23 protein-coding genes are annotated in these 23,292 nt (G+C 47.1%); 15 read left to right on the top strand and 8 right to left on the bottom strand.

Annotated features, from left to right (window positions below; translation table 11 throughout):
• Positions 1 to 578: 578 nt before the first annotated feature.
• The 8 genes from DWU89_RS13630 (at position 579) to DWU89_RS20800 (ending at position 7,293) form a co-directional block, all read left to right on the top strand.
• Complete coding sequence (locus tag DWU89_RS13630; RefSeq protein WP_147292118.1) at positions 579 to 1,424, top strand: hypothetical protein; 846 nt, start codon at positions 579 to 581, stop codon at positions 1,422 to 1,424.
• An 8-nt stretch (positions 1,425 to 1,432) separates the two neighbouring features.
• A complete protein-coding gene (locus tag DWU89_RS13625; RefSeq protein WP_147292117.1) occupies positions 1,433 to 2,608 on the top strand; it encodes an RNA polymerase sigma factor in 1,176 nt (391 codons plus the stop codon).
• Complete coding sequence (locus tag DWU89_RS13620) at positions 2,601 to 2,999, top strand: anti-sigma factor family protein (RefSeq protein WP_115500179.1); 399 nt, start codon at positions 2,601 to 2,603, stop codon at positions 2,997 to 2,999. Before DWU89_RS13625 ends, DWU89_RS13620 begins: the two co-directional genes overlap by 8 nt.
• Positions 2,989 to 3,963, top strand: coding sequence for a DUF4384 domain-containing protein (locus DWU89_RS13615; RefSeq protein ID WP_115500178.1), 975 nt, complete (start codon positions 2,989 to 2,991; stop codon positions 3,961 to 3,963). Before DWU89_RS13620 ends, DWU89_RS13615 begins: the two co-directional genes overlap by 11 nt.
• 8 nt (positions 3,964 to 3,971) lie before the next feature.
• Positions 3,972 to 5,315 (top strand): hypothetical protein, encoded by a 1,344-nt coding sequence (locus DWU89_RS13610; RefSeq protein ID WP_115500177.1) that lies wholly within the window; start codon positions 3,972 to 3,974, stop codon positions 5,313 to 5,315.
• 13 nt (positions 5,316 to 5,328) lie between these two features.
• Positions 5,329 to 6,312 carry a caspase family protein gene (locus DWU89_RS13605; protein WP_115500176.1) on the top strand — a complete coding sequence of 328 codons (984 nt, stop codon included), beginning with the start codon at positions 5,329 to 5,331 and terminating at the stop codon, positions 6,310 to 6,312.
• Positions 6,313 to 6,459: 147 nt separating this feature from the next.
• A complete protein-coding gene (locus DWU89_RS13600; RefSeq protein ID WP_115500175.1) occupies positions 6,460 to 7,080 on the top strand; it encodes a Crp/Fnr family transcriptional regulator in 621 nt (206 codons plus the stop codon).
• A 66-nt stretch (positions 7,081 to 7,146) separates the two neighbouring features.
• Complete coding sequence (locus DWU89_RS20800) at positions 7,147 to 7,293, top strand: hypothetical protein (RefSeq protein ID WP_167451685.1); 147 nt, start codon at positions 7,147 to 7,149, stop codon at positions 7,291 to 7,293.
• 67 nt (positions 7,294 to 7,360) lie between these two features.
• Here the strand turns inward: DWU89_RS20800 and DWU89_RS13595 are convergent, their stop codons facing one another.
• From DWU89_RS13595 to mce, 5 genes are read right to left on the bottom strand one after another with little or no spacing between them, the layout of a single operon-like run.
• The gene (locus DWU89_RS13595; RefSeq protein WP_115500174.1) at positions 7,361 to 8,557 is read right to left on the bottom strand and encodes a sodium ion-translocating decarboxylase subunit beta; all 1,197 of its coding nucleotides are present in this window, start codon (positions 8,555 to 8,557) and stop codon (positions 7,361 to 7,363) included.
• Positions 8,558 to 8,561: 4 nt separating this feature from the next.
• Positions 8,562 to 8,993, bottom strand: a complete 432-nt coding sequence (locus DWU89_RS13590; RefSeq protein ID WP_115500173.1) for a biotin/lipoyl-containing protein — start codon at positions 8,991 to 8,993, stop codon at positions 8,562 to 8,564.
• 22 nt (positions 8,994 to 9,015) lie between these two features.
• The gene (locus DWU89_RS13585) at positions 9,016 to 9,903 is read right to left on the bottom strand and encodes an OadG family transporter subunit (RefSeq protein ID WP_115500207.1); all 888 of its coding nucleotides are present in this window, start codon (positions 9,901 to 9,903) and stop codon (positions 9,016 to 9,018) included.
• A 21-nt stretch (positions 9,904 to 9,924) separates the two neighbouring features.
• Entirely contained in the window at positions 9,925 to 11,478 is a 1,554-nt protein-coding gene (locus DWU89_RS13580; protein ID WP_115500172.1) for an acyl-CoA carboxylase subunit beta, read from the bottom strand.
• A gap of 38 nt (positions 11,479 to 11,516) precedes the next feature.
• Entirely contained in the window at positions 11,517 to 11,924 is a 408-nt protein-coding gene (mce, locus tag DWU89_RS13575; protein WP_115500171.1) for a methylmalonyl-CoA epimerase, read from the bottom strand.
• Positions 11,925 to 12,363: 439 nt separating this feature from the next.
• On the opposite strand from mce, the gene DWU89_RS20645 reads away from it, so the two are divergent.
• Together DWU89_RS20645 and DWU89_RS13560 are read left to right on the top strand one after the other, a co-directional pair.
• The gene (locus DWU89_RS20645; protein ID WP_115500169.1) at positions 12,364 to 12,609 is read left to right on the top strand and encodes a hypothetical protein; all 246 of its coding nucleotides are present in this window, start codon (positions 12,364 to 12,366) and stop codon (positions 12,607 to 12,609) included.
• A 228-nt stretch (positions 12,610 to 12,837) separates the two neighbouring features.
• A complete protein-coding gene (locus DWU89_RS13560; protein ID WP_115500206.1) occupies positions 12,838 to 14,103 on the top strand; it encodes a DUF4934 domain-containing protein in 1,266 nt (421 codons plus the stop codon).
• 16 nt (positions 14,104 to 14,119) lie between these two features.
• Here DWU89_RS13560 and DWU89_RS13555 read toward each other — a convergent pair whose 3' ends face one another.
• Positions 14,120 to 16,525 carry a TonB-dependent receptor gene (locus DWU89_RS13555; protein ID WP_115500168.1) on the bottom strand — a complete coding sequence of 802 codons (2,406 nt, stop codon included), beginning with the start codon at positions 16,523 to 16,525 and terminating at the stop codon, positions 14,120 to 14,122.
• Positions 16,526 to 16,669: 144 nt separating this feature from the next.
• On the opposite strand from DWU89_RS13555, the gene DWU89_RS13550 reads away from it, so the two are divergent.
• The 5 genes from DWU89_RS13550 (at position 16,670) to DWU89_RS13530 (ending at position 21,612) form a co-directional block, all read left to right on the top strand.
• Positions 16,670 to 17,230, top strand: a complete 561-nt coding sequence (locus DWU89_RS13550; protein WP_115500167.1) for a nitroreductase family protein — start codon at positions 16,670 to 16,672, stop codon at positions 17,228 to 17,230.
• Complete coding sequence (locus tag DWU89_RS13545; protein ID WP_115500166.1) at positions 17,227 to 17,991, top strand: Rossmann-like and DUF2520 domain-containing protein; 765 nt, start codon at positions 17,227 to 17,229, stop codon at positions 17,989 to 17,991. The genes DWU89_RS13550 and DWU89_RS13545 overlap by 4 nt, the downstream gene beginning before the upstream one ends.
• Complete coding sequence (locus DWU89_RS13540; protein WP_115500165.1) at positions 17,988 to 18,509, top strand: KdsC family phosphatase; 522 nt, start codon at positions 17,988 to 17,990, stop codon at positions 18,507 to 18,509. The genes DWU89_RS13545 and DWU89_RS13540 overlap by 4 nt, the downstream gene beginning before the upstream one ends.
• 39 nt (positions 18,510 to 18,548) lie before the next feature.
• A complete protein-coding gene (locus DWU89_RS13535; protein WP_115500164.1) occupies positions 18,549 to 19,133 on the top strand; it encodes a Maf-like protein in 585 nt (194 codons plus the stop codon).
• Positions 19,134 to 19,224: 91 nt separating this feature from the next.
• Complete coding sequence (locus tag DWU89_RS13530; protein WP_115500205.1) at positions 19,225 to 21,612, top strand: glycoside hydrolase family 31 protein; 2,388 nt, start codon at positions 19,225 to 19,227, stop codon at positions 21,610 to 21,612.
• Between the two features lie 20 nt (positions 21,613 to 21,632).
• On the opposite strand, the gene DWU89_RS13525 is transcribed toward DWU89_RS13530, so the two are convergent.
• Both DWU89_RS13525 and DWU89_RS13520 read right to left on the bottom strand, forming a co-directional pair.
• The gene (locus DWU89_RS13525) at positions 21,633 to 22,013 is read right to left on the bottom strand and encodes a cyclic nucleotide-binding domain-containing protein (RefSeq protein ID WP_115500163.1); all 381 of its coding nucleotides are present in this window, start codon (positions 22,011 to 22,013) and stop codon (positions 21,633 to 21,635) included.
• A gap of 10 nt (positions 22,014 to 22,023) precedes the next feature.
• Positions 22,024 to 23,052 (bottom strand): FAD:protein FMN transferase, encoded by a 1,029-nt coding sequence (locus DWU89_RS13520; RefSeq protein ID WP_115500162.1) that lies wholly within the window; start codon positions 23,050 to 23,052, stop codon positions 22,024 to 22,026.
• Between the last annotated feature and the right edge of the window lie 240 nt (positions 23,053 to 23,292).

Genomic DNA, 23,292 nt, shown 5'->3' with positions numbered 1-23,292 from the left:
TGCGAACGATTGTTTGTGAAGATGTAATGTCGGACTCCATCTTTTCTATATATTTTTCCAGAACCGGATATTGACTGGTCAGCCTGTGACAGATTTGTTGCACCTCGTTTGACGATATGGAATTGACGTTGTTTTCGTTGGCAAAGGATTGGATGAACAGTCCTGCTGTGTTAATATACTTTTTAGTTTTGACTCCGCCAACGAGCAAGCTTGACTGGAATAAAAAGAAAAAGGCGACTAAAATGATACATACGATATTACCTGGTGATAGTTGGAATCTGTTGTACAGCAAGTTTGGTATTATGATAACAATCCCGATCAACAAGGTTGTTATCGCAATACCCCATACAATACATCCGATTATATCTCCAATAAAAGAAAACATCTTTTTTGTAATATTATAATTTGCAAAAATAGGGCATATATATAGGATAAATCTTGATGTAAAATAAGAAATAGGCTTCTCTTGCATGATTCTTAACAGCTGTATGCCGAATGGGACGTGTTGTTAAGAAGTAAGTGATTGATTGGTCTCTTTGTTAACTTCATATATTTCCACTACTTTTGTCTCTTAATATATGAAAAATAAGATAATTTGGATCATTTGCTTTTTTAGCTGGTTTGTGATGGGGCAATCTCATGCGCAACGTATTACCAACGTCCGTTTCGAGCCTTTCGGGCGGGCGGTGCAGGTGCATTATACGTTGGGTCGTCTGCCGTTTGATTCGTTTGCGGCTTTGAATTTGTATGTCAGCACGAATGGAGGGGAGAGTTTTGCCGGTCCTTTGGTACAGGTACAGGGGGATATCGGGAAGGTGGAGACCAACGGAGAGAAGACGGTTATCTGGCAGGCGATGGACGAGATGGGTCAGCTGGAGGGGCAAATTGTCTTTGAACTGAGGGGAGAAGTGGTAAAGGAAAAACAGAAGATGGAAAATCTGCTGATGTATAATGTCTCCGGTTCGTCCTGTTTTGGCCTGATGTATGGGCGTGTGGCCCGTTGGGGTGGCTATGTAAGGGGGAAAACAAATTTCTCTTTTGACGATGCGCCTTATACTTGTGATAATTCAGGCGTTTTCAATTATAAGGGGGAAACTGATTATTATGTGGTTGATAAAACCGCGAAACGGAGCCGTTTGGGAATAACCGGCGGGGTACTGTACCGGCCTGTCGGCTTTCTTTATCTATATGCCGGAGCCGGCTACGGATACCGGCGCTTAATATGGCATGCGGAAACGTTCGACTATTCGAATGAGCAGCGGACCGGTGATCTGTGGGCTGTCAACACACAAAACAGTGCGGAAGGTGTTGAGGCTGAGTTGGGAGGTATTTTCCGGTATAAGAAACTTGCTGTATCTTTGGGTATGAATACAGTAGCATTTTCTTTCTTTGAAGTAAACGGTGCTGTCGGATTCTTTTTTTAATGCAGGGAATGACGGAGCGGGAAGTGATAACAGAATTGATCCGAAAGGAATGTGAAGCCTATCAATTGATCGGATTCGGTTTGCTTTCTTCTGTCGAAGAGGGGGTTGAACGGCTATTGCCACTATTGGGAAAGGTTGATTCTTTTGTCTTTAACGATTATACCCGATTTTCTGCTTGGCGTAAAGAGGTGCTGCATTTGTTTTATAAACAGTTGGACTATGCCGGTTTTATTCGTAGGGAAGGATTGAATGCGCCTTTCAGACGTTTCCTGTTTTATTTAAAGAAGCGGATTACAGGATATCTGCGTGAACAGTGCAAAGAGCCTACGATAGATAAAGATCTGGCTGTCCCGCCGGAGACACTTGCTTTCAAACTATCGGCTATGCTGGATGATGAACTGTTCAGGAATGACTATCCCTGGTTTCTCTCGGCCGATAGTCCGGCACAATTGGAGGAGGTGTGCCGCGAATCATGCCGGAATCGTTTTCCGATCGGTTTGGACGGGTTGCTTGTCCGGTTGAAAAAAGATGATCCGGAATTCTGGAATGGTTTATATCTGAAAATAAAAAAGATAGCTCAGAATGTCACATCCGGGCAATCCGTATCAATACTATATAGAAAGGAGATTTTACAGGATACTTGGAGTGATACTTCCTTGTTATTGCATGATAAGGTAATGGGAGAGACTGTTCCTGAATTTGAAACCTCCCTCCATTTCCGTAATTATATTGCTCGCATTTGCTTGAATAAGTGCAGGGAAGCATTCCGGAAACATAATCTTCCGGATATTTCGCTGACCGAGACGGGAGAGGTGACAGCCGATCTGTTTCAATCTGCGGGAGAGGAAATTCCGGAGACCTGTTTGCTGGCGAATGGACTTGCGGATATCGATTGCGAAAATGAAGACGAGGTCGGACGTTGTCTGACTGTCATTCTGTGGGATAAGCTGGAACCTTGGTATACGGAGCTAACCCGTGATATAGAGGAAAAGACGGAGTTGATTTTTCTCCATTATGTGGAAGGATTGTCGTATGACGCGATTGCAGCGATAAAAGGGGTAGATATGCCAGGTAAAGAGCAAGATCGGCTGGCCGGTAAATTGAGACAGGATGTGGTCCGTACCCGCCGCACATTAAAGTTGCGTTTTGTCGAACTTCTGAAAAGAAATAAAAAACATGGATGATTGTAAAGAACATAAAGATAAGCAGTTGCAGGATTATTTCCTGAACAGGTTAAGCCCGGAAGAAACGGCATCTTTTCAGTTTCATCTGCTTCATTGTGAGGCTTGCCGGATAAAGCTGGAGCGTATGCGACGGCTGGCGAATGAGGAGGAAGAGGTTGTTTCTCCTGCACGCCGTTTAGACTTCTCTCTCTTTACCCGTGTAGCTGCTGTTGCCGGCTTGTTGGTGTTACTGGCAGGCGGAGGTTATTATTTTACACATATTCCATCGGATGAAGACTTGCATTTGGAGATGAACGAGCCGCCTGTTTTTCATTCGGGCGATTCCGTAGTGATGGACACGGACAGTACGGTTGTCGAAACAAAAGAGAAGGAGGAACAGGATGCGGAGTAAATGGATTTCCCTGTTCGTTTTATTATGCCTGTTTGCCTGTAAGGCCCGGCAACCGGAAAATGGAACTGTACGGATTGCGAAAGACGAGCAATTGCAGGAAGCAAGTCGCCAGCTGCTGACCGAAGGTTACCGGACATTGGCCGGAAAGCTCCCGTTGGAAGAGCAGCTGGCCGAATCCTGGCGTTATCAGCGGGAAAAAGACGCCGAGGGTGAAGCTCGATTTTTTGTTGTCTCGGTCCGGTCGAAAGGCGATAGTTTTGATGCTGCCCGTATGCAGGCGGAAAGTCTGGCAAAAGTGCAGCTGGCCGGACTGATGGAAACGCGTGTCGGACAACTTGTGACGAACCGCATGGAAACTTCGGACGGAAATACGGTGATGCAGACGATTGCAAGCAGTAAGAACCTGGTTACGACACGGCTATCCAATCTCTATCCGCTTATGGAAGTGTATAAGGAATGTTCGGACGGAAGTGTGGAAGTCCAGCTCGTAATGGGATGTGACCGGAAGTGGGCGAGTGAGATTGCCTGGGCTGTCATCTCGGCTGAGGCTGCACAATGTTCTTCCAAGCCCGGTTCATTTAGCTTTACTTTGACTGGTTTGAATAATACGTATCGTACGGGTGAGTCATTGCGTTTTTCTCTGACGGCCGGGCAGGATTGCTATTACCATCTGTTTGTTTTTGACGCTGTTGGCGTTGATCTGTTATATCCGGGTGAATATGAAGAACGTTCTCTCTTCCGGAAAGGAGTGGAGTATTCGTTTCCACGGAGTCAGTGGGTCGCCTATAGTGTCGAGAAAGGGAATCGTCCGGCCCGTTATGAGCAGAATATATTGCTGGTAGTCGCTACCCGGGATGATATCCCTTATACCGGTGAAATGACAGTCAGCGGTGTCTTGGGATGGTTGCGCCGTATCCCGGAAGGGCAGAAGAGCGAACAGTATTTTTCTTTTCTTTCTGAATAAGTGCGGATATGGGGAAAAGTCTTTCTTTATATGGCTGGTTTTTGATTGTTAGCTTGTGGAGTGTCGGGCATACGGACTCCCTCACTGCCCAAGTGAGTGCGGAGGACGATTTTGAAAATTATTTATCTGCTATAGAAGAGGACTTTTATACTTTTCAAGATAGCATAAACCGTGATTTTGCCGATTATCTGGAACAGGCGTGGCAGGAGTTTACGGTGTATGAAGGAACGGAACCTCCCGTTTATGCAGGAGGCGGTGAGAGTGCTCTTGCTCCGTCATCAATTCAGGTGATGGAAGAGAAAACAGCGGGTAGTCCGCATAACACTTTTTTCGGATGTACCTTGCAACTGCCTGTTTTACCGGCAAAGTCTTTGTCTCTGTCCGGATTGTCGGAAAAGGCAGTGGCAGACGGGTGGCGGAAGCTGGCAGCAGAAGATTTTACTTCTTTTTTTGGAACTTATCGGGGATATTCCCGGAAACTGCATTTGAATGACTGGGGCAATTATCAGTTGCTTAAACAGATTAGCCAACAACAATATACATCATATTCACAACGGGAACGGACCTTATTCTTATTTTATACATTGAGCAACGCCGGTTACAGAGTAAAAATCGGCCGGACGGGGAAAGCCTCGCTGGTCTTGCTGCTTCCTTTTGCCGAAGAGGTTTACAGGCTTCCGTTTATCCGGGTGGGAGAAGAAAAATATTATGTGTTGGATGCTGGTTCCGGACATTTGAAGAAACTTTATTCTATATCTTCCGACTATCCGAAGGCGGAACATCTCGTATCATTGAAGATACGGGATGCATTAGTGTTCCCGGAAGATAACGTAAAGCATGTAAACCGGAATCTGCTTAATTTTTATGCTACATATCCGTTCTGTAATTTATCTGTTTATTTCAGTTCGTCCCCTTCCGAAGCTTTTGCCGGATATATGGATACGGTTGTCAAGAATCATTTGGAGGGAAAACCGGGCTTGGAACAGATTACGTGGCTGCTGAATTTTGTCCAGCATACGTTTACGCATAAACCCGATATAGAGGTACATGGCTCGGAGGTTTATTATTTTCCGGAAGAAACAGCCTTTTACCCCTATGCGGATTGTGAAGATTTATCTGTATTTTTGTCGTGGTTGATACGGCGGTATGTGGGCGGTGACGTCTTGGTCTTATATTATCCCGCTCATGTGGCTCTTGCAGTTGAAAGCCGTCCCGGATATAAGGGTGGGACGTTGAAGTACCGGAATAAAGAATATATGATTTGCGACCCTTCTTATAAAGGTGCTGCACCGGGAAAAGTAATACCGGCCTGTGCTTCTTTAAAGCCTGTTATTGTTTCGTATTTCAAATGAAAGAAAAAGAAGAATGGAGAAATTAATATTATCATTTATACTATTGCTCTGTTTGGGTTGTTTACCGGAAGCTACAGCGCAAAAGAAGATATCCGGCCGTTCCGTTCCGGTGCAGTTCAGCATGGTTGAACCGTCTTCAAAGTCGAATGTGCCGGGAGGCTCATTGAAGAACAATTATGTATCGTCCATACAGGTTGCTGACCTGGATTCATTACCGGAAGATGTGACTGTACGTCCTTATTCAGTGGCGGTTATAATAGGAGTGGAGCAATATGACTTTATTCCGGCTGCACCTTATGCCGCTCATGATGCGGAACTGATTTCCCGTTATTTTAAAGCTTTATTGGGGGTTGACAAGGTTATTGTCCATAAAAACAAAGAGGTGTCCGGGTTCTTTTTTGAGAATTTATTCAATGCCGAAGAAGGTGAATTATCCCGGATAATTGAAAAAGGAAAGACCGATTTGTTTGTCTATTATTCGGGTCACGGTGTTTCGGCTGCCGATGGAAAAGATGTTTATATGCTTCCTGTAGACAGCAAAATGAGGCTGATAGAGAAACAGGGTTATAGCCTGAACGCTCTGTTCGAACAGCTGGATAAGCTGCCGACGAAGAGTACAACAGTCTTTATTGATGCCTGTTTCAGCGGGTTAGGTAAGTTCTCGCAAGCGGGTTCTCCTCTAAATCTTATGCAAACCAAAGGGGTAAAAGTAAGACCTTTGCTTTTCCAGCCTTGGCTCCGGAATCCGAATTTCAGAGTGTTTACTTCGTCTGCAACCAATCAGGCTTCATTAGTGTTGGATGAAGCGCGTACCGGATTATTTACTTATTTTCTGGCAATGGGGTTGCGTGGGAGAGCGGATATGAATCAGGACGGGCATGTGACGGCCGATGAATTATATCGGTATATTTACTCAAATGTTTCAGAAAACTCCAAAAAAATCTATCAAGAGCAGACTCCTTGCTTTTATGGGGACGGTTCTTTTGTCCTCTATTAGCATTTCTTATTTTACATCAATAGAAATTAGTACAGACTTTTTTAGCTTCGCATAAAATAACAGCGAGGTTTTTCTGTCACAAAAAGTCTTTTTATCTCAAATAAAAAAAGAGATAAGATTTTTATTGAACTAAAATAAAGAAAACAAATGGAAGATAGTAGGAAGATGCTATATGATGTGGCTTATGAGAAAATGTTTGCCGTGATGAACCGTTACCATCCGGTTTCCGAAAGTCTTCGTGAGATGATCTATGATAATAGTGTCCCGTCCCATTTTTCTAAAGGTGAATTGTTGCTGACCGAGAGCCGGGAGTGTAATGTGCTGTTTTTCATAGCAAGCGGGTTTTGTTCCTGCTTCTATAATAAAGACGGGAAAGAATGTATTATGCGATTTGCCGGGGAAGGAAACTTTTGTACGTCATGGCATAGTTTTTTGGGAAAGCAGCGTTCTCTGATTAATATCAAAGCAACGGAAGAAACGATGGCCGTTTGCTTTACCCGGGAGCATTTTGACAGGCTGTGGGATGAGAGCACTGAGTTTATCGTTGTTATATGCAGGATACTTGAAATGTATGCCATCGAGAGTGAAGAAAAGATATTCCGGATGCGCAGTAACCAGGCTGAAGGAAGAGTCCGGCATTATATGGATACACATGAGATACATTATTTGATGAAACATGTTCCCCGTTATAACATCGCTTCTTATCTGGACATGACACAGGAAACTTTTTCCAAGATATTTACTCAATTGAATAAAGAACAAAAGTAGAGGAAAGCTAAACTAAACAAGTAAACGTCTTGTTCTATTTCCAAATTAAATAGGAAAAGAATACATATGAGACGGAAGAATGTAAATGTACTGTTGATCTTTGGAGTTGTGATAGCGATTGTCTTGTTGATGATTTGGCTATTTTTAGGAACGACATTGGAACAGGAGGCCAATCCGGAAACGGACCCACTGACAATAGAACAAAATATCTGATAAGGCCCGGATATAAAAAAGCCTCCGTATCGACGATGCGGAGGCTTTTTATGTAGAATAAAATCGATTATCCGAGGAATCCCAGCAAGATACCGGCTGCAACAGCAGAACCGATTACACCGGCCACATTCGGACCCATAGCGTGCATCAACAGATAGTTGGTCGGATCATATTCCAAACCTACATTCTGAGAAATACGGGCCGAGTCAGGTACGGCGGATACACCAGAGTTACCGATAAGCGGGTTGATCTTGTTGCCTTCTTTCAGGAACAGGTTGAAGAACTTCACGAACAGGATACCTGCACAAGTCGCAATCACGAATGACAGGGCACCCAGACCGAAGATCTTGATAGAGTTCCATGTCAGGAACTGAGTTGCTTGAGTGGAAGCACCAACTGTTACACCCAACAGGATTGTGATCGTATCGATCAGCGGACCGCGGGCTGTTTCAGCCAAACGACGTGTCACACCACTTTCTTTCAACAGGTTTCCGAAGAACAGCATACCCAACAGAGGCAGACCGGAAGGAACCAGGAAGCAAGTCAGCAACAAACCTACGATCGGGAAAACGATCTTTTCCGTAGAAGAAACTGCTCTCGGCGGTTTCATGCGGATCAAACGTTCTTTCTGAGTAGTCAGCAAACGCATGAACGGTGGCTGGATGATAGGTACCAACGCCATATATGAATAAGCGGATACCGCAATCGCACCCATCAGGTTCGGTGCCAGTTTGGAAGAAAGGAAGATAGCCGTAGGACCGTCAGCACCACCGATAATACCGATAGCACCAGCCTGGTTCGGTTCGAATCCCATCTGAAGAGCAATGATATAAGCACCGAAGATACCGAACTGGGCAGCTGCACCGATCAACATCAGCTTTGGATTGGAAATCAAAGCGGAAAAGTCGGTCATAGCCCCGATACCGAGGAAAATCAACGGCGGATACCATCCGGAGGTTACACCCTGGTAGAGGATGTTGAGCACAGAACCTTGTTCGTAAATACCTACTTGCAATCCGGCATCTTTGAAAGGAATGTTACCGATCAGAATACCGAATCCGATAGGGATAAGGAGCATAGGTTCAAATTCATATTTAATAGCCAGGAAGATGAACAACAGACCGATAAGGATCATTGCAAGATGACCCGGTGTCGCGTTGTAAACCCCTGTATAAGTGAGGAACAACTGCAGGTTTTCTCCCAGAAACTGGAGGAAACTTTCCTGTGCTGCGCCTGCTGCTTGTAATAATACTGATCCTAACATAATATTATCCTATTACGACGAGGTCAGCACCTTCCAGTACGGAATCCCCTTTGTTTACTTTTACTTCAATGATCTTACCGTCACGATCGGCATTGATGTTGTTTTCCATCTTCATGGCTTCGAGGACGAGCAGATTCTGGCCTCTCTTCACAGCATCGCCGACTTTACAGTTAACCTGCAGGATTACACCTGGCAGCGGAGATTTGACAGCTCCTTTGGTTGTTGAAGCAGCCGGACGTGAAACAACAGGTTCGCCGCTTGCTGTCGTTGGAGCCTGGGCCGGACGTTTCAGTGTGACCATCTGTTTTTTTGCCGGTTTCTCCATCTTAACCTGATAGGGAGTACCGTTTACTTCCACTTCAGCAATGTCGTCTACCACTGAATTGATATGTACTTTATATACGTTACCGTTAATAGTATATTTGAAACTTTTCATTCTTGTTTATGTTTAAAGATAATTACTTTTTGGGTACTTCGCGCAGACCGTAAATCTTAGAGCTCCAAGGAGAGTAAGTTCTTTGTACCTTGCGGATCGTAAGAACCGTATTTTCGATGTCGTGGTTATCGTCGCTCATTTCATACAGAGCAGCACCGATAGCCGCGAAGATTTCTCCTGATTCCTGTCCTGCATTAGCTGCAACAGTTGTTGAACCTGCTGCTTTCTGTGCGTTACGTTTGCTGGCCGCAATAGAGAATTTACCGATTTGTTTAAAGATAAAGAACAACAGGAAGAGCCCGGTAAACACAACAGCCATAGCTGTCAGTGTCATACCGATACCCCAAGCATCGTTTGCCTTGAAGTTGTCGATCTTTTCGTTTGAGTCCAGCGTCTTATTGTTCGTACTGGGGGTCACTTTCGTCAACTGTGCCCATTCTTCCTGTCCGTCAATAATACGACCGTAACTGATATCCGCTTTTTGTGAAGCAGGGATAACGATCTCGTCAATCAGTGTTTTCCCGTCGGCATCGTAAAGTGCCACATAATTTTCTTTAGACGGGTCAAGAGTGAAGTTAACATGGAATGTACCGCGATTAGGTTCTCCGTCCGCCCAGAATAACGTATGCTGGCGCGGAGGAATAATAGTCAGCACGTCACCCTTTGGAATCGGATACTTCTTCGGATTGTTTTTGTCATTTGTCAAAAAACATCCCGCAATGTTTACCGAACCGGCCGAATTATTGAATAATTCGATCCAGGCATGACGCTTGTCGTATTCATCAACGAAGTTGTCTTCGTTGACGACCAACACTTCATTTATTCGCATGGAGGTTGCACGCTGTGCTTTTGCCCCGAATGAAACGAGCAAAGCAAACAACAGCAAGACCCCTATTTTCTTATTCATCATATTCATTTCCTGTTTTAAGAATTATAGAGGCAGATTGTCATGTTTCTTAGCAGGATTGCTTAACTTTTTAGTCTGCAACTGTTGTAAAGCGCGAATAATACGGAAACGAGTGTTACGCGGTTCGATAACATCGTCGATATAACCATATTGAGCGGCATTGTACGGGTTGGCAAATGCTTTTTTGTATTCGGCTTCTTTTTCTGCAGCGCAAGCTTTCGGATCTTCTGCGGCAGCCACTTCTTTTGCAAAGATAACTTCTACTGCACCGCTCGGGCCCATAACAGCGATTTCAGCCGTCGGCCAAGCATAGTTCATATCACCGCGCAGGTGTTTGGAACTCATCACACAGTAAGCACCACCGTAAGATTTACGCAGTGTAACAGTTACCTTAGGCACTGTAGCTTCGCCGTAAGCGTAAAGCAATTTGGCGCCATGCAGGATCACACCGTTGTATTCCTGGCCTGTACCCGGCAAGAATCCCGGTACGTCTACCAATGTTACCAACGGAATGTTGAATGCGTCGCAGAAGCGGACGAAACGGCCTGCCTTACGGGAAGCGTTGCTATCCAGACATCCTGCCATAACTTTCGGCTGGTTGGCTACTATACCGACTGTCTGACCGTTGAAACGTGCGAAACCTACGATGATGTTTTTAGCGTAGTCTGCATGTACTTCCAGGAATTCGCCGTTGTCGATGATCGTACCGATCACTTCGTACATATCGTAAGCCTGGTTTGGATTATCAGGGATGATGTCGTTCAGGTTGTCATCCAGACGGTCGATCGGATCTTTACATTCGATCAACGGAGTTTCTTCCAGGTTGTTCTGCGGCAGGAAGCTGATCAATTTGCGGATTAACTGCAAACCGTCTTCTTCTGTGTCTACAGCGAAGTGAGCCACACCGGATTTTGTCGTGTGTACGCTTGCACCACCCAGTTGTTCCTGGGTTACGTCTTCACCTGTAACAGTCTTTACTACTTTCGGACCTGTCAGGAACATATAGCTTGTTCCGCGAGTCATGATGTTGAAGTCAGTCAGAGCAGGAGAGTAAACTGCACCGCCGGCACACGGACCGAAGATTCCGGAAATCTGAGGGATAACACCAGAAGCCAGGATGTTACGCTGGAAAATTTCGGCATAGCCGGCCAAAGCGTTTACACCTTCCTGGATACGTGCGCCGCCAGAATCGTTCAAGCCGATAACGGGAGCACCCATTTTCATGGCCTGGTCCATTACTTTACAGATCTTCATGGCCAAAGCTTCAGACAAAGCACCACCGAATACGGTGAAGTCCTGTGCATAAATATATACCAGGCGTCCGTCGATCGTACCGTAACCTGTTACGATACCGTCGCCCAGATACTTAGTTTTTTCAATACCGAAGTTTGTACAACGGTGTTGTACGAACATATCGAATTCTTCAAAACTTCCTTCATCCAGCAACATGGCAATACGTTCGCGTGCCGTGTATTTTCCTTTTTTGTGCTGAGATTCAATTCTTTTCTCTCCACCACCTAAACGAGCTGTTTCGCGAAGGGCGATAAGCTCCTTTACTTTTTCAAGTTGGTTACTCATTGTATTTTTGATTTGTTGTTAGAAATGAACTACTTTTTTTACTTTCCCGGCATGCAAAGTTCTGTCAATACACTGCATGTAGATTTCGGATGAAGGAAAGCAATGCTTAAGCCTTCTGCTCCTCCGCGGGGAGCTTTGTCGATCAGCTTAACGCCTTTTGATTCAGCTTCGTCCAGAGCAGCCTGTACATCGGGCACTGCAAATGCGATATGGTGGATGCCTTCACCTTTCTTTTCAATGAATTTAGCGATTGTGCTGTCTTCACTGGTCGGTTCCAGTAATTCGATTTTAGTCTGACCAACTTTGAAGAATGCGGTTTTAACTTTTTGGTCGGCTACTTCTTCGATGTTGTAGCATTTCAAACCCAATACTTCTTCGTAATACGGTAGGCAAGCTTCAATACTCTTCACTGCGATACCCAGATGTTCGATATGTGTAAGTTCCATGTCAATAATAATTTAGTAATTTAATATTGTTTTTTGTTCTATGCGGGCAAAGGTACACTCTTTTTGTGAATAGAGAAATAATTCATTAATATTTATCAGCATGATTTGAATATGTTTAAAAGCCTTTATTGGGGTCAGAAACGGGTGATTCACGATTGCAAATGTAAACAGACCGGATCCAATGCCCATGGAAATCGGATTGCATGGGCATGGAATTAAGGATGGATGGGCATGGATACTTTTTTCAATACCCAAAGGGCTTATTGTATAAAACGTATTTTTCAGTCTCAAAAGGTATCCGAAATCAAATAAATGTTAACCCTCTTTTCAGGCATCAAAAAGGGACTTTTTGCTCTTTCCCGGCAATAAGCTCCCGGGAAGTCAACCTTTATTTCATTTTCCCGGAACTTCATCGCCCTGAAGACGGTCGTCATACCCTATGAAGACGGTCGCCATTCAAATGAACACGGTCGCGACGGCGATGAAGACGGTCGTCATGGCGACAAGCCTCCGGAATTTCCTTGGGATATTTGGAACACCGCCCGTCTTTGTTTTGCTACAGGCGATTCTCCGGGAGTTAAGCTTTATCACTTTGCTGGCGTTTTCGGTTTTCAATAATCAAATTGCATACTTTTTGGAATGGGTCCGGCACCTCGCTCCATCTGTTGTCAGTCGGGAAGTCTAAAAACCGTGAAAAGTGTCAATCCAAAATCGATCAAGATTTCGGATGAAATAGAAAAACGGTTGAAATGAGGGTTATTGTAATTTCCGGGTAGGTTTATGACAAGTTGAAATCAAGCCTTTGTTAGTATTTCGGATTAATTCTCTACCTTTACAGCCGTAGTTGGTTTTTATGGCTTAGGATGAGATAGAAAAGAAGAATAACATTAAATGTATAATGAATTATTATAAAATGAAAAGATTAAAACAATATGCAGGTTTGCTGACCGGGCTTTTGCTCATATCATGTTCGGGTGTAGACAGAACGGTTAATATGAACACTATAGATGTAGCCGGGGCCATGGAGAACCTCCAGGAACTAAAAGTATCTCAACTGGGAAGTAAAATCAGGTTTGTGCCTTTGGAAACCAGCGATAGTGTCTTGGTGGCTGACCATTGGGATTTTTGGGTAACCGACAAATATGTCATTGTAAGCAACGTGGGGCGTGGCAGTAGCCAAAGATGTATGACCTTTGATCTGAATACAGGCAAATACATAGCCACGATAGGGCATCCGGGGCAAGATCCGGAGGCATACGGAAGCAGTGTTCCGGTCTTAGATGCATCAGGGAATGACGTACTCTATTTCTTTAAACCGACAGGAATTGTGAAATATAGTATGGACGGTCGTTTTCTGGGTTCGATAAATTCGACAATAATGAACCGCAGGCTCACTTCTTATCCGTTGATCAACGATACGGTGATGACAACAGTACTGTCGGGTAGCAGTCCTGAAGGCGACCGATACATTTCTCTCCTGCGCATGAATCTGGAAGGGAACCTGATCGATTCTACGGCAGTGGTAACACAGGGAAAGCCCATTGACCCAAACGCGCGTGTCAGGTATTTTGATGTATCCATACAAAATTATCCGAGCTTGATGCCTTATAGCGGCCTAAAATACAGTAGGATTAAAGGACGGCGTGAAGATGTGGGAGCGGTTGTGGAAATAAAAGGTTCAGACCAAATGTGGCAGACCGATGGATATATTCGCTTCCATCAGGCGTTTAACGACTCTATTTATGATATGACAGCCGAAAACACTCCCATTGCCTATGTGTTTGACACCGGCAAATGGCGCTATCCGGTTGAAGAAACAGGAAAAACGGAAATGACGTCCGATCACGTTTTTGTAACAGATATGACAGAAACTACGGACAAAATAGTGTTTGCCGTAAGCAATGGCTGGTTTGGAGAGGGCAACAAAGGCTATGTGGGGCTCTACAATAAAAAGACAGGAGCCACTGCCATGAGTAAAATAGAAAAAGGTTTTCAAGATGACCTTACCGGTTTTGCACCGTTCTATCCTGTACGTACTAACAACAAGGGACAGCTGGTAGGCGTGATGACAATTGAGGATATTGACGAATGGCTGGAAAAGCACCCGGGTGCGGAAAGGCCGACGTTTATCGATACATTGGTCGAAGATGCTAACCCGGTGCTGGTGATTGTGGAATGACTAACCAAGCGCTTTTTTAGAAGTCTACAATAAGACGGACATTCAATTGGCGCCCGGTCAGGTAATTCGGGATTGCGTATTGATGGTTGTCGATGTTCGTGATCCAATAATAAGAGCTTGTATTCTTTATGTCGAACAGGTTGAACACATCGAGTCCCAGCCAGATGTTTTTCAGGTTGCGGAAGAAGCCCCGGTCCATGATCGCATCCGTTCCTCCGGCAAGCTGATAAGAGAAACCGAGGTCTACACGCTTGTAGGCCGGCGTGCGGAAATAACCGTCTTCATAGCCTGTACGTGGGGCTGTGACGGGAAGGCCGCCGGACAATACGCCTTTCAAATTCAGCTTGACACGCTTGTAGCCGGGGAAATAATCCTGGAAAAAGACCGATACGTTATATCCCTGGCTGTTCGGCATCGGAACATATTTGCTGCCCCGGATGCTCTGTTCCGCCTTCATCAGCGAGAAGCTGATCCAGGAGTCTGTGCCCGGAACAAACTCTCCGAAGAATTTGACATCGAGTCCCATCGCATGGCCTTGGGCGCAGTTCTCCCCATAGTAACGGATCTTTACATTATCTACGGTGTAAGGATTCAGGTTGTCCAGCTTTTTATAATACATATCGGCGCTGAGCTTGAAGTTACGGCCCGATGCCCGGAAGGTATAATCGCCACCGGCAATGACATGTATGGAGCGTTGGGATTTCAGATTCTCGTTCAGCTGGATGATGCTGTTGCCATATTCGTCTTGTACGGTAGTGCGCAGCTCCTTATAGAACGGAGACTGGTAGTACAAGCCGGAAGCCAGGCGGAAAGTCAGGTTCTGGTCGAAGTTCGGAATGAACCCGAGCGAAACACGCGGACTGAATATAAATTCCTTATTATAACTCCAATAACTGCCGCGTACACCGCCTACTAACGTGAATAATCCTTGCTTGGTACGGAATTTGAATATATCCTGCAGGTAGCCGGAGATGCGGGTGCTTTCCAGTTCATTGTCGGAAAACAGGTTGGCGATCACATTAACCGTTCCGCCGCCTTGCGGGAGCGAATAACCTGCGGAATCCCGCTTTTCCCATTCATTGATTTTATCGTTGATTTTCTCCATCTGTACGGTTGCGCCCCACTTCAAGGTGTTGTTCTTCAGGCGGGCGACTCCATAGTGGCCGACGTTCATGATATTCGAATGTAACCGGTTGCGGGCATGTTCGTTATAGCGGGCTACGGACAGCTCTTGCATATCTCCGCCGTTTTCTTCGGCGGCATCTCCCAACCAGTAATCACCGGCAATGTCATACCCTTCCTCTTCTTTACTGGTAAAGGCGGAGGCTTGCAGGCCCAATTCGGTATGTTCGTTGGGGTTATGTTTCAGTGTCAGTGCCCCGAACAGGGTCTCGAACCTGTCCCGTTCCTGTCCGTTCATATACACCATGAACTTTTTTGCATTGGTTGCCGTACCGAAAGACGTTTCCCGCGTATGGGGGATGAATGTATATTTGTTGATCGCTAAGTTACCCAGGAAGTTCACTTCCCATTTAGGGGCAAGCTGGTAGGTCATATAGGTCTGCAGGTCGATGAAGTTCGGGTCGTATTCGGCGTCCGTGTCGGTGGTCTTTAACAGCGAACGGCCTGTCTTGTAACGGAAGCCGGTCACTTGTGTGAATTTCCCCGAAGAACTTCCGATATAGGCATTGGCGCCTAACAGACTGGCAGAAGCCGACCCTTCAAACATTTTGGGCTTTTTGTATGTGATATCCAAAACGGAACTCATTTTATCCCCGTAACGTGCTTCGAACCCTCCGGCGGAGAAATTGACGGATTCCGTCAGGTCCGGATTGATAAAGCTGAGCCCTTCCTGCTGTCCGGAACGGATCAGGAGCGGACGGAATACTTCGAGGCCGTTGACATAGACGATATTCTCGTCATAGCTTCCGCCCCGGACCGAGTATTGCGAACTAAGCTCATTGTTGGAGGAGACGCCGGCAAACGTAACGACCAGACTTTCGATGCTCCCCCCGGCAGGGTCGGGAAGTAGCTTCACCCGGTCGGCATTCAGCGTTTCAAGGGTTGTTGTCTGTTTGCGGATTGCGGTGGTGGTGACTTCCCCCAGTTCGATGGAGGTATAGTTCATCTGGACATTGAGCCGCATGTCTTTAGTTACCTGTGGAATAATCCGTTCTGCCTTGTTGTAGCCGAGGCATGAATAGATAAGCGTGACCGAATCCCCGGTCGCAACCGAGAGTGAGTAGTGGCCTTTTTCATTACTCATCGTTCCGTTCAACGTATTCTTCACCCGGATATTGACCAGCTCGAGCGGGTTTCCGTCTGCATCGCGGACATAACCGCTGATTTTTGCACGTCCCTGTCCGAAAGCAGGTATCGAAAATAATATAAATAGTAGCGCAGCTATTGCACGAATCTTCATAATCTATTATAGTTATAGCTTTACTAACGCAGGAAATAAGGATTTATTTTCCGTATGCCCCAAACTTGTTCATTCTTTTGTTCTTTATCAGCTAAATAATTACCTTTGTTATCTGTTTAGCAATATATATAAAGTAAGATATAAATGGAAAGTTTCGCAACACTGATAAAAAACAGAAGAAGTACCCGTAAGTTTACGGACCGGTTATTGAATCCGGAACAGGTGGAAATGATATTGAAAGCCGCCCTTATGGCACCCGCTTCCAAGCGGAAGAACCCCTGGCAGTTCGTTGTCGTGGAAGACAAGGATATGTTGGCAAAGCTGTCGGAATGCAAACCGGTGGGCGCCGCCTTCCTGAAAGATTGCGCGCTGGCTGTCGTGGTGCTGGCGAATGTGATGGAAAGCGATGTTTGGGTGGAAGACGCTTCCGTCGCCTCCATCTATATGCAGTTGCAGGCCGAAGACCTCGGGTTGGGCAGCTGCTGGTGTCAGATCCGGAACCGCCAGACGGAAGACGATGCGGATGCCGCCCAGTATGTACGCGGCCTGTTGAATATCCCGTACCAGTTAGAAGTTCTTTCCATTATCGGTTTCGGATATAAGGACCAGGAACGGAAACCGTTTGACGAATCCCACCTGCAATGGGAAAAGATACATTTAGGCTCATATCCCATGCCGGGCGAAAACGGACCGGAAGAAGCATGAAGATCATCTTTTTAGGTTCCGGCAACCTGGCGACCCGCCTGTCGCTCGAAATGCACCGGAAAGGAATGCGGATCGGGCAGGTATATAGCCATACACCGGAAAACGCCGAGCGACTGGCAGCGCAGTTGGGCTGTCCCTGGACAACCGTTCCTGAAGAGGTCGATACGGACGCCGACCTGTATGTCTTTTCCCTGAAAGACACGGTACTGGCAGACGTGATCGCCCGGATCAGGCCGAACAACGGGTTGTGGGTGCATACGGCAGGCAGTATGCCGATGGATGTCTTCAGCGGATATACAGCCGATTATGGAGTCATGTATCCCATGCAAACCTTCAGCAAAGTGCGTCCCGTAGACTTTAGCGTGATCCCCTTTTTCCTGGAGGCCAATACGCCGGAGAACGCCGGCAAACTGCAACAGATAGCCGGAGCGCTTTCCGGGAATGTCCGTTTCCTGTCGTCCGACAAACGTAAAAGCCTCCATCTGGCCGCCGTCTTTGCCTGTAATTTCACCAACCATATTTATGCGTTAGCTGTTAAAATATTACAGGGGCAGGAGATACCGGCCGATGTCCTGCTGCCGCTTATCGACGAGACGGCAGCCAAGGTGCATACGATGACGCCCGCCGAGGCGCAGACCGGTCCGGCTATCCGCTATGACGAGAATGTAATCAATAAACACCTGGCCATGCTGGACGACCCCGATATGCGGTCTGTCTACCAGCTGATCAGCCAAAGCATACATAAGGAGGCACAAATATGAGCAGTATCAATTATGACCTGAATAAGATAAAGGCATTTGTCTTTGATGTGGACGGTGTCCTGTCGTGCGACGTAGTCTCGTTGCATCCCAACGGCGATCCCATGCGCACTGTCAATATAAAGGATGGTTACGCCTTGCAGCTTGCCGTCAAGAAGGGATACCAGGTAGCGATCATTACCGGCGGTTATACGGAGGCAGTGAAGATTCGTTTCTCCCGTCTCGGCATTACCCATATATATATGAAGAGCGCCGTCAAGGTCCATGACTACCGGGATTTCCTCGAAAAGACAGGGTTGCAACCCGAAGAGGTGATGTATGCGGGTGACGATATCCCCGACTACGAAGTGATGCAGTTAGTCGGTTTGCCTGTGGCGCCTGCCGATGCCGCACCGGAGATTAAACGCATAGCCAAGTATATCTCCCATAAAAACGGAGGAGAAGGTGTTGCCCGCGATATCATCGAACAGACGATGAAGGCACAGGGGCACTGGATGGGGGATGAGGCGTTCGGTTGGTAAGAGAGGAAAAGGAGAGATATTAATTATGAATTATGAGATATGGTATTACCTAATTTAAAGAAATATAAGATCGTCCTGGGCTCCAACTCCCCCCGCCGGCGTGAGTTACTGGCGGGATTGGATATTGATTTTGAAGTGCAGGTGATCCCCGGCATAGACGAATCATACCCGGAGACATTAAAGGCGGAAGACATCCCTGTCTATCTGGCCCGGAAAAAGGCGGAAGCCTATCTGCAAACAATGCCCGACAACGAGCTGTTGATAACGGCCGATACGATTGTGTGGACCTTTGATGAGATACTGGGGAAGCCGAAAGACCGTGAAGACGCTATCGCCATGCTGAGGAAACTCTCCGGCCGTGTCCATGAGGTCGTAACGGGTGTCTGCATCACGACAAAGGAGAAAACCATCTCCTTCTCCGCCGCGTCGGCAGTCTGCTTTGCCGAGTTGGACGACGAGGAAATCCTATATTATGTAGATAAATACCATCCCTTCGACAAAGCCGGCAGCTACGGCATACAGGAATGGATCGGGTATGTGGCGGTCGAAGCTATCAACGGCAGCTTCTACAATGTCATGGGCCTGCCCGTCCGGCTTCTCTACCAGGAGTTGAAGAAGCTGTAAAGAATTGACAAAATTCTATGTTTTAAGGTGATTTATTGAAGGTAAGGCAAATAGGAAGTCTGTACTTTTGTGATATTAACTTTTGAGTATCATGAAAAAGATCTACTATTTGCTTGTAAGCCTGTTTTTCCTGCAGTCCGTCTTTGCGGCGAATGGAAAACAGACCTTTGACGTCCGCCTGCAGAACGGGCTGAATATGAATGTGGAGGTATGCACGGATGGAATATTCCGGATACGGATTACGCCTCGTCCAGCCTTTTCAGAGTCATTGATGCAACGCTACGGCATCATTAAAACGGATTGGGAACCCGTAGCGGTCTCCCCGAAAGACAACAAACAGCAGTTTGAAGTATCGACCGGCGCCTACCGGTTGAAAGTCGATAAAAAGACCGGTGCCATCACCGTCGCCGACCGCAAGGGCCGGGTGATTATCGAAAAAGCCGTCTTCCTGACCTCCGCCGATCCGCTCTGTACGAACTTAGGCAAAGTCATCAACGCCAAATATAAGGATATGAAAGTGCCGAACAACGGTACGATCATCGGCGACGACAGCAGCAAAGGATCATCCAAGGACATGGCGGAAACCGGTGACTATAAAAACACCAGCATCCTTTCCATCTCCCTCAAAGACGGCGAACGTTTTTATGGCGGCGGCAGCACGAGCCGCGACCATATCCAGCACCGCGGCGAACTGCTCCGCATGTGGACCACCTACCAGCATACCGAGATACCGATGCCCTTTATGATCAGCTCCGAAAACTGGGGCGTCTTCAACAATACGACACGCAAGAACTTCTTCGATATCGGCAGCTACCAGCCGGATGTCTTCTCCATCTATAACACGACGGACGAGGCAGACTTCTACCTGATGTTCGGTAACTCGATGCCCGACGTGATCAACCATTACACGACTATTACCGGCAAGCCCTACCTGCTTCCGAAATGGGCGTACGGCTTATGCTTCGGCCCGAACATGCTCGAAAACCAGTTCGATATCCTGAACGATGCCGTCCGGTTCCGCGACATGGGCGTACCCTGCGACCTCTTCTGGCTCGAACCCCAGTGGATGGAGAAACGCTATGACTTCTCGACCAAGAAGAAATGGAACTATAAGTTGTTCTCGGCAGAAGCCTATTGGGATTCGACCCGCTATCCGAAGAAGGAGAACCACCGCCTCCTCATCGGCCGCCTGCATGGGATGGGCTATCACCTGGGGCTTTGGCTGTGCGAAGAATATGACCTGAGCATCGCCGAAGAGGACGCATTGACCGCCGCAGCCGGAAAAGACACTTCCGGGCTGGAACATTGGATGGACCACCTGACCCACTTCATGGACAACGGCGTAGACGGCTTCAAGCTGGACCCCGCCCGCACGATCGACGAACACCCGAACTTCCAATACTATAACGGACGTACGGATAAGGAAATGCACAACCTGAACCAGGTCCTTCTCCCGAAACAAATGTACAAGATGACCCGCAAGCATACCGGACGCCGTTCCTGGCATCATTACACCGCCGGCTGGGCCGGAACCCAGCATTGGAGCGCCTCGACCAGCGGCGATAACGGAGGCGGGCGCACCGCCCTCTTCGACCAGTTGAACCTCGGGATGAGCGGTTTCATGAACACATCCTGCGACGTGATGAATGTGAATAAGGACGAAGAATTGCAGAGCCTGCATTTCGGCCTCTTCCTGCCCTGGGTGCAGATCAACAGCTGGTACTCGTTGCACCAGCCCTTCTACTTCCCGGAAAAGGAAAAGAAGATGTACCGCGACTATGTGAAGTTGCGCTATTCCCTCATGCCCTATATCTATTCGGCAGCCCTGGAAGGCGCACAGACCGGTATGCCGATCGTCCGCTCCATGCCGCTGATGTTCCCAGACGACCGCAAGACGGACGATATGGTCTATCAATATATGTTCGGCGAGAACTTCCTTGTCGGTATATTCAGCGACTCTATCTACCTGCCGAAAGGCAACTGGATCGACTACTGGACAGGCGAGAAGCTCGCCGGAGGCCGCGAGGTGCAGCATACGGTTCCCGACAACAGGGCCGGCCTGTTGTTTGTCCGCGAAGGCGCCATCATCCCGTTCCAGAAGGAAATGCAGTATATCGGCGAGAAGCCCCTGGACACATTAATGGTGAAAGTCTTCCCCAAAGGAACCACTTCCTACACGATGTATGAAGACGACGGCCTCACCTACAACTTCGAAACGGGCGCCATCGCCGCCACCCGCTTCGAATGCAAGCAAAGCGGGCAAAAGATCGAGTTCACCGTCTTCCCCGTCGAAGGCTCATACGACGGCATATACCGGTCGCGGACATACGAACTGGAGATCGACGCCCCGCAGCGCCCCACCCAAGTACAGGTAAACAACGTCCCCGTAACCGACTGGCAGTACAGCGACAACAACAAGGTGCTCGTCACCCTGCACCAGGATAACATAACAGACAAGGTCAGTTGCATCATAAATTAAATGATGATTTAGCACATCATTCAATTCAACCTGTTCCGTTCCTCCTTATGATAATGTTCGATCAGATATAAGGTTTTGGCAAGAGATGGGAATATAGGGAGTATCACAGGACGATCCGGATCCCATTCCGGGTCGTCCGTTATTATTTCAGAAAGCGGACCGGCCTGCATAAGCACGGTCTGCGCCGGGGTAACAGCTGTGGCAATAAAGCTTTTTTCGGCAGGTAATAATACAAAATATCCTTCGTCTACTTCTATGACCGGGGCCTGTTCCCTGCTAAGGACAGCCACCTTTCCGGACGAAACAAACAGTAACACATTGCCGGTGTCTTCGGTATTGCATAAAACCTCGCCTGCCTTTGCCATTCTACATTCGAACTGGTTAGGGAAGTGTTTTATCATATTTAATCAATCAGGGTTTATCCGAGCTAAGCATCGCTTTTCGTTTGGGCAGATACTGGAGCATCCCTTTTGAATATTCAATCTGGTGCTTTCCATTATCATCAGCATAGATTACGTAGTATTCGATATCCGGCAACGAGGCAGCCATCTGCCGTGCCTTCTCCAATCCCATCGCCATGAAAGCCGTTGCATAGGCGTCGGCGGTCATGCAGTCGTCGGCAACGATTGTTGCGCTCAACACACTCTGCTGGGCGGGATAGCCGGTTCGCGGATCGATCGTATGGGCATATTTCTTGCCATCTTTGATGTAGAAGTTGCGGTAGTTGCCCGAAGTGGCGATCGCCCCTTTCCGGCACAACTGGATGACCTCGTCGTACTTGTTCACGACGCCCGTCGAGTCGTCTTCCGGCAGGTTGATACCGACACGCCAGCACGCGCCATTCTGGTTGACGCCCTTCATCATCACCTCGCCGCCTATGTCGACCATGTAATTCTCCACCCCCTCACGTTCGAGCAGGCGGGCGATCACGTCGCACGAATACCCCTTGGCGATGGCGGAACAGTTGAGCAGCAGCCTCGGGTCGTCTTTCACCACCCGCCGGCCGTCCAGATGCACCTTTTGGTAACCGACGAACGCCCGCAGGCTGTCGATCATCTCCGGCGTCACGCTCTCTTTCTTGCTGAACCCGAATCCCCAGACGTTGACTAATGGGGCGCAGGTGATGTCGAAAACGCCATCCGAGTTGCGCGAAACTTCCATCGATTTGTTGAACACTTCCGTAAACCAATCGTCCACCTCCACCGTGTCGTTGTTATTGACCTTTGCGATGATCGAATTGGGATTGAACGGATTAAGAGACAGGTTAAATTGTTGCAACTCTGCGTCGATTTTGTCTGTCAGGATCTGCGGCGCCTCATACTTGATGTTGTATAAGGTATGAAACACAGTGCCGCTCTCTTCGAAATATTGCTTTTTACTATTGCATGAAATGAAAGAGGTAACCCCTAAAAGTACCAATAAATGAATTAGCCTATACATTTTTGTATCATTTTGTGCACAAAGATACAAAAAAACACGTACCTCCCGAAACCCCCAAATCTGCCCGAAACGTAAAAAAGCCCAAAATACGACAAAAGGATAGGTTCATTATCAGGCTGTTACGAAACTGCAATTACCCTTCAAAAGAGGTACTGTGGAAGGGCTGTAACCCTCTATTGATAAGGGCTGGGAAGCACTTTTAAAATGACGAATGAAAACGTACGTTTATTTTAGTCATTT

The organism is Parabacteroides acidifaciens (assembly GCF_003363715.1).
GTDB classification, from domain to species: domain Bacteria; phylum Bacteroidota; class Bacteroidia; order Bacteroidales; family Tannerellaceae; genus Parabacteroides; species Parabacteroides acidifaciens.
This window is presented reverse-complemented; position numbering and strand designations above follow the sequence as displayed.

Bases quoted from the DNA above. Each gene is read 5' to 3' on its own strand.
- DWU89_RS13580 (WP_115500172.1), bottom strand. From the start codon at position 11,478: ATGAGTAACCAACTTGAAAAAGTAAAGGAGCTTATCGCCCTTCGCGAA.
- DWU89_RS13545 (WP_115500166.1), top strand. From the start codon at position 17,227: ATGAAGATCATCTTTTTAGGTTCCGGCAACCTGGCGACCCGCCTGTCG.
- DWU89_RS20800 (WP_167451685.1), top strand. From the start codon at position 7,147: ATGAGACGGAAGAATGTAAATGTACTGTTGATCTTTGGAGTTGTGATA.
- DWU89_RS13590 (WP_115500173.1), bottom strand. From the start codon at position 8,993: ATGAAAAGTTTCAAATATACTATTAACGGTAACGTATATAAAGTACAT.
- mce (WP_115500171.1), bottom strand. From the start codon at position 11,924: ATGGAACTTACACATATCGAACATCTGGGTATCGCAGTGAAGAGTATT.
- DWU89_RS13525 (WP_115500163.1), bottom strand. From the start codon at position 22,013: ATGATAAAACACTTCCCTAACCAGTTCGAATGTAGAATGGCAAAGGCA.
- DWU89_RS13605 (WP_115500176.1), top strand. From the start codon at position 5,329: ATGGAGAAATTAATATTATCATTTATACTATTGCTCTGTTTGGGTTGT.
- DWU89_RS13535 (WP_115500164.1), top strand. From the start codon at position 18,549: ATGGTATTACCTAATTTAAAGAAATATAAGATCGTCCTGGGCTCCAAC.
- DWU89_RS13615 (WP_115500178.1), top strand. From the start codon at position 2,989: ATGCGGAGTAAATGGATTTCCCTGTTCGTTTTATTATGCCTGTTTGCC.
- DWU89_RS13630 (WP_147292118.1), top strand. From the start codon at position 579: ATGAAAAATAAGATAATTTGGATCATTTGCTTTTTTAGCTGGTTTGTG.
- DWU89_RS13585 (WP_115500207.1), bottom strand. From the start codon at position 9,903: ATGATGAATAAGAAAATAGGGGTCTTGCTGTTGTTTGCTTTGCTCGTT.
- DWU89_RS13520 (WP_115500162.1), bottom strand. From the start codon at position 23,052: ATGTATAGGCTAATTCATTTATTGGTACTTTTAGGGGTTACCTCTTTC.
- DWU89_RS13530 (WP_115500205.1), top strand. From the start codon at position 19,225: ATGAAAAAGATCTACTATTTGCTTGTAAGCCTGTTTTTCCTGCAGTCC.
- DWU89_RS13550 (WP_115500167.1), top strand. From the start codon at position 16,670: ATGGAAAGTTTCGCAACACTGATAAAAAACAGAAGAAGTACCCGTAAG.
- DWU89_RS13600 (WP_115500175.1), top strand. From the start codon at position 6,460: ATGGAAGATAGTAGGAAGATGCTATATGATGTGGCTTATGAGAAAATG.
- DWU89_RS20645 (WP_115500169.1), top strand. From the start codon at position 12,364: ATGAAGACGGTCGCCATTCAAATGAACACGGTCGCGACGGCGATGAAG.
- DWU89_RS13620 (WP_115500179.1), top strand. From the start codon at position 2,601: ATGGATGATTGTAAAGAACATAAAGATAAGCAGTTGCAGGATTATTTC.
- DWU89_RS13625 (WP_147292117.1), top strand. From the start codon at position 1,433: ATGACGGAGCGGGAAGTGATAACAGAATTGATCCGAAAGGAATGTGAA.
- DWU89_RS13555 (WP_115500168.1), bottom strand. From the start codon at position 16,525: ATGAAGATTCGTGCAATAGCTGCGCTACTATTTATATTATTTTCGATA.
- DWU89_RS13595 (WP_115500174.1), bottom strand. From the start codon at position 8,557: ATGTTAGGATCAGTATTATTACAAGCAGCAGGCGCAGCACAGGAAAGT.
- DWU89_RS13560 (WP_115500206.1), top strand. From the start codon at position 12,838: ATGAAAAGATTAAAACAATATGCAGGTTTGCTGACCGGGCTTTTGCTC.
- DWU89_RS13610 (WP_115500177.1), top strand. From the start codon at position 3,972: ATGGGGAAAAGTCTTTCTTTATATGGCTGGTTTTTGATTGTTAGCTTG.
- DWU89_RS13540 (WP_115500165.1), top strand. From the start codon at position 17,988: ATGAGCAGTATCAATTATGACCTGAATAAGATAAAGGCATTTGTCTTT.